The organism is Streptomyces sp. NPDC059080, from assembly GCF_042739975.1.
Classification (GTDB): Bacteria; Actinomycetota; Actinomycetes; order Streptomycetales; family Streptomycetaceae; genus Streptomyces; species Streptomyces benahoarensis.
Genome location: NZ_JBHYGX010000023.1, coordinates 86430 through 91715, shown reverse-complemented (window position 1 = coordinate 91715; position 5286 = coordinate 86430). Strand labels below are relative to the sequence as shown.

The 5286-nt window shown below is 73.5% G+C and carries 4 protein-coding genes; 2 read left to right on the top strand and 2 right to left on the bottom strand.

Going from position 1 to position 5286, the window contains the following annotated elements; all coding sequences use genetic code 11:
- Window positions 1-162 precede the first annotated feature (162 nt).
- A complete protein-coding gene (locus ACFWWQ_RS19465) occupies window positions 163-1839 on the top strand; it encodes a class I adenylate-forming enzyme family protein (RefSeq protein WP_384597709.1) in 1677 nt (558 codons plus the stop codon).
- A gap of 58 nt (window positions 1840-1897) precedes the next feature.
- Entirely contained in the window at window positions 1898-2494 is a 597-nt protein-coding gene (locus ACFWWQ_RS19460) for a TetR/AcrR family transcriptional regulator (protein WP_384597701.1), read from the top strand.
- Window positions 2495-2695: 201 nt separating this feature from the next.
- Here the strand turns inward: ACFWWQ_RS19460 and ACFWWQ_RS19455 are convergent, their stop codons facing one another.
- Together ACFWWQ_RS19455 and ACFWWQ_RS19450 are read right to left on the bottom strand one after the other, a co-directional pair.
- On the bottom strand, window positions 2696-3919 hold the full coding sequence (locus ACFWWQ_RS19455) for an acyl-CoA dehydrogenase family protein (protein ID WP_384597699.1): 1224 nt from the start codon (window positions 3917-3919) through the stop codon (window positions 2696-2698).
- A 7-nt stretch (window positions 3920-3926) separates the two neighbouring features.
- A complete protein-coding gene (locus ACFWWQ_RS19450) occupies window positions 3927-4979 on the bottom strand; it encodes a phosphotransferase family protein (RefSeq protein ID WP_384597698.1) in 1053 nt (350 codons plus the stop codon).
- Between the last annotated feature and the right edge of the window lie 307 nt (window positions 4980-5286).

The following is a 5286-nucleotide window of genomic DNA, read 5'->3' as shown; positions in this document are numbered from 1 at the left end:
CGCGCGGCCCGCCCCGGGGTGGCCGACCACCACCCCTCCTCCCTCCTTCTTCTTTCCTTCCTTCCCCGCACGGCATCCGGCACCGACCGGGTCCCCGTACGCTTCCGGCCCCCGGGCCGCCAGCGGTGGGCCCCGGCGCCCAGGACGAAAGGGCCGCACCCGATGACCTCCTACCAGGACAAGCCGTGGCTGGCGCAGCTCACCGAGGAGCAGCGCGAGCCCGTCGACCCGCCCGCCTCCCTGCTGCACATCTTCCGCGACGCGGTCCGCCACGCCCCCGGCAGCACCGCCCTCGCCTACTTCGACGCCCGCCTCACCTACGCCGAGACCGACGCGCTCTCCGACGGCGTCGCCGCCCACCTCGCCGCCCACGGTTTCCGGCCCGGCGACCGCGCCGTGGTGATGCTCCAGAACACCCCGCACTTCGTCCTCGCCCTCCTCGGCGTCTGGAAGGCCGGCGGCATCGTCGTCCCCGTCAACCCCATGTACAAGACGGGCGAGATGGCCCATGTGCTGTCCGACGCCGAGGTCACCGCCGTCGTCTGCGCCGACCACACCTGGGACGCGTTCCTGCGCGAGACCGTCGCCCGCCAGCCGTCCGTACGGATCGCGCTGACCGCCTGCGAGGCGGGCCTCCAGACCCGTGACGACGCACGGGTGCTGCGCCCCGAGCGCCTCGGCCCCCGGGAGGGCGCCGACGACCTGCTGACCGTCGCCCGCAACGGCGCCGCCGCCGCGCCGGTCCCCGCCGTCGACGGCCCGGCCGCCACCGACACCGCGCTGATCAGCTACACCTCCGGCACCAGCGGCACGCCCAAGGGCGCCGTCAACACCCACGGCAACCTCTCCTACAACGCCGAGCGGCAACGCACCGGACTGCGACTGCCCGCCGGATCCACCTACTTCGCGCTCGCCCCGCTCTTCCACATCACCGGCCTGGTCTGCGAGCTGGCCGGTGCCTTCGCCAACCACGGCACCTGCGCGCTCACCTACCGCTTCGAGGCGGGCGCCGTCCTGGACGGCTTCCTGGAGTACCGCCCGGCCTTCACCGTCGGCCCCGCCACCGCGTTCATGGCGCTGCTGGCCCACCCGGGCGTGACCCGCGACCACTTCGCCTCCTTCGCGATGATCGCCTCCGGGGGCGCCCCGGTGCCGCCCGCCCTGGTGGAGGCGTTCCGCGCCGGATCCGGCCGCTACCTCCACAACGGCTACGGCCTGACCGAGACCACCGCCACCCTCGCCACCGTCCCGCCCGGCCGCGAGGCGCCCGTCGACCCGGAGTCCGGCACCCTCGCCGTCGGCGTGCCGGGGCCCGACGCCGTCGTCCGGATCGTCGACGCGGCGGGTGCCGATGTGCCGTTCGGCACCCACGGTGAGATCGTGGTCCGCGGCCCGCAGGTCGTCCCCCGCTACTGGCGGCGCCCCGACGCGACCGCACAGGCGATACCCGACGGCGAACTGCGCACCGGCGACATCGGCTTCATGGACGCCGGCGGCTGGCTCTACGTCGTCGACCGCAAGAAGGACATGATCAACGCCTCCGGCTTCAAGGTCTGGCCGCGCGAGGTCGAGGACGTCCTCTACACCCACCCGGCGGTGCGCGAGGCGGCCGTCGTCGGCGTGCCGGACGCCTACCGCGGCGAGTCCGTCAAGGCGTACGTCAGCCTGCGGCCCGGCGCCGCCCCGGACCCGGCCGAGCTGTCCGGCTACTGCCGTGAGCGGCTCGCCGCGTACAAATATCCCCGGGAGGTCGAGATCCTGCCCGAGCTGCCGAAGACCACCAGTGGGAAGATCCTCCGGCGGGAGCTGCGTGACCGCGCACGCCCCGACGGCCGGTGACCGGCCGACGGCTCCCGCGAACGACCCGCGCGCAACGACGAAGGAACAGGTGACGGCGATGGCCGCAACGAAGGACGGCGACGGCACGAAGCCGGTGGCGCAGCGGTTGCTGGCCACCGCCACCCACCTCTTCGCGGAGCGCGGCTACGATCGCACCTCCGTCCAGGAGATCGTCGACGCGGCGGGCGTCACCAAGGGCGCCCTCTACCACTACTTCGGCTCCAAGGAGGACCTGCTCCACGAGGTCTACAGCCGGGTGCTCCGCCTCCAGCAGGAGCGCCTGGACCACTTCGCGGATGCCGACGCGCCGGTGGAGCAGCGGCTGCGCGACGCCGCCGCCGATGTCGTCGTCACCACCATCGAGAACCTCGACGACACCAAGATCTTCTTCCGGTCGATGCACCACCTCGGCCCGGAGAAGGACAAGCAGGTACGGGCCGAACGCCGCCGCTACCACGAGCGGTTCCGGGCACTGATCGAGGAGGGCCAGCGCAGCGGCGTCTTCGCCGCCGACGTCCCCGCCGACCTCGTTGTGGACTACCACTTCGGCTCGGTCCACCACCTCGGCACCTGGTACCGCGAGGACGGCCCGCTCACCCCGCAGCAGGTCGCCGACCACCTCGCCGGACTCCTGCTGCGGGCCCTGCGGCCGTAACGGGTAACGGGTAACGGAACATCGGCGCGCCCCCCCGGCGTTGTGGCCCCGCAGGGGGCGCGCCCGACCCTTACGGGAGGTGTTCGACCGAGCCCTACGGGCACCGCGCGCCGTACGGGCACCGCGCGCCGTACGGGCACCGCGCCCCCACGAGCACCGCACCCCCTACGGGCACCGCGCCCCCCACGGTTCCCCCTCGCCCTACCGGTAGCGCTTCAGCTCCCGCCGGGCCAGCGACCGCTGGTGCACCTCGTCCGGGCCGTCCGCCAGGCGCAGCGTCCGGGCCCCCGCCCACAGCTCGGCCAGCGGGAAGTCCTGGCTGACACCGCCCGCGCCGTGCAGCTGCACCGCCTTGTCGAGGATGTCCACGACGGTGCGCGGGGTGGCGATCTTGATGGCCTGGATCTCGGTGTGCGCGCCCTTGTTGCCGACGGTGTCCATCAGCCACGCGGTCTTCAGCACCAGCAGCCGCAGCTGTTCCACCGCGACCCGCGCGTCCGCGATCCACTCCTGCACCACGCCCTGCCCGGCCAGCGGCTTGCCGAATGCCTCCCGGGACACCGCGCGGCGGCACATCAGCTCGATGGCCCGCTCCGCCATCCCGATCAGCCGCATGCAGTGGTGGATCCGGCCGGGGCCCAGCCGCGCCTGGGCGATGGCGAAGCCGCCGCCCTCCTCGCCGATGAGGTTCGCCGCCGGGACCCGTACGTTCTCGAAGACCATCTCGGCGTGGCCGCCGTGGTAGTGGTCCTCGTAGCCGTAGACCTGCATCGCCCGTTTGACGGTCAGGCCCGGCGTGTCGCGGGGGACCAGCACCATCGACTGCTGGCGGCGGATGTCCGCGCCGTCCGGGTCGGTCTTGCCCATCACGATGAAGATCCGGCAGTCCGGGTGCATCGCGCCGGAGATATACCACTTGCGGCCGTTGACGACGTAGTCGCCGGAGCCGTCGGTGGCCCTCTCGATCCGGGTCTCGATGTTGGTCGCGTCCGACGACGCCACGTCCGGCTCGGTCATCGCGAACGCCGAGCGGATCTCCCCGGCCAGCAGTGGCGCCAGCCACTCCGTGCGCTGCGCCGCGCTGCCGAACTGCGCCAGCACCTCCATGTTGCCGGTGTCCGGCGCCGCGCAGTTCAGTGCGGTCGGCGCCAGCTGCGGGCTGTGACCGGTGATCTCGGCGAGCGGGGCGTACTGGAGGTTGGTCAGCCCGGCGCCCAGTTCCGCGTCGGGCAGGAAGAGGTTCCACAGCCCCTGCCGCCGCGCCTCGGCCTTCAGCTCCTCCACCACCGGCGGCGTCTGCCACGGCGAGTCGAGCGCGGCGCGCTGCTCCTGCGCCGTCGCCTCGGCGGGCAGGACGTGCGCGTCCATGAAGGCCAGTAGCCGCGCGCGCAGCTCCTCGGTACGGGCGTCGAATGCGAAGTCCATGGGTGCCTCAGCCTTCCTTGAGGGTGGTGAGTCCGTGGTGGATGAAAACGGGCACGAGTTCGCCGATCCGGTCGAACCCCGCGCCGACGGTCTGCCCGAGCGTGTACCGGTAGTGGATGCCCTCCAGGATCACCGCGAGTTTGAACCACGCGAACGCGGTGTACCAGGCGATCGCCGAGGTGTCCCGCCCGGAGCGCTCCGCGTAACGGGCGATCAGCTCGCCCGGCGCCGGATGGCCGGGCGCACCGCTCGTGGTGGAGACCGGCGACTCGGCGAGCCCCAGGTCGGAGCTGTACATCGCCAGCAGCCCGAGGTCGGTCAGCGGGTCGCCGAGCGTGGACATCTCCCAGTCGAGGACGGCCGCGGGCGCGTCGTCCGCGCCGATCAGGACGTTGTCGAGGCGGTAGTCACCGTGGACGACGGACGGCGCGGGCGAGGCGGGCAGTGCCCGGCCCAGCCCCTCGTGCAGCGCGTCGATCCCCGGCAGGTCGCGGTTGCGTGATCCGTCCAACTGCTTGCCCCAGCGCCGCAGTTGCCGCTCCAGGAAGCCGTCCGGACGCCCGAACCCGGTCAGTCCGACCGCCTCCGGGTCGACGGCGTGCAGATCGACGAGCGTGTCGACGAGCGACAGCACCACCGCCCGGGTCCGCTCCGCACCCAGCGGCCGCAGCTGCTCCGCGGTCCGGTACGGCACGCCCTCGACCAGCTCCATCACGTAGAACGGCGCCCCGATGACGGACTCGTCCTCGCACAGCAGCAGCGTCTCGGGCACCGGCACCGGGGTGTGGTGCAGCGCGCTGATCATCCGGTGCTCGCGGCCCATGTCGTGCGCGGTGGCCAGGACGTGGCCGAGCGGCGGGCGGCGTACCACCCAGGAGGACGTGCCGTCGGTGACGCGGTAGGTGAGGTTGGACCGCCCGCCCTCGATCAGCTGGGCGCGCAGCGGGCCGGCCGTCAGGCCCGGCCGTTCGCGCTCCAGATGGCGGCGGAGCGCCTCCGGGTCGAGTCCGGGTGGCGCCTGTGGGGCCGCGCCCGGTGGGGGAGGGGTGCCCTTGCTCATCGTGGCCTCCATGCGGAGTGGACGGTCGGACGGCGCCGCACGGTGACGGCGGCGCGGGATGTGCCCGAGGGTCGTCTCCGGGCGCCCGCGTACGATCATGCCGACTAGTCGGTATGGAGTCCAGTGTCCCGGCGTGGGGGATCGGTCACGTGGCCCCGGGTGGCCGCTCATGGGGGCGGGCGTGCGGGCCCGTGGGGCGCGCGGCGAACGGCGTGGGCGCGGGGGGGGGGGGGGCGCCCCCCCCCCCCCGCGCCCCCGCCCCGCACGCGGGTCAGGCCCCCCGCCCCCCCCCCGTGATCAACCGCGA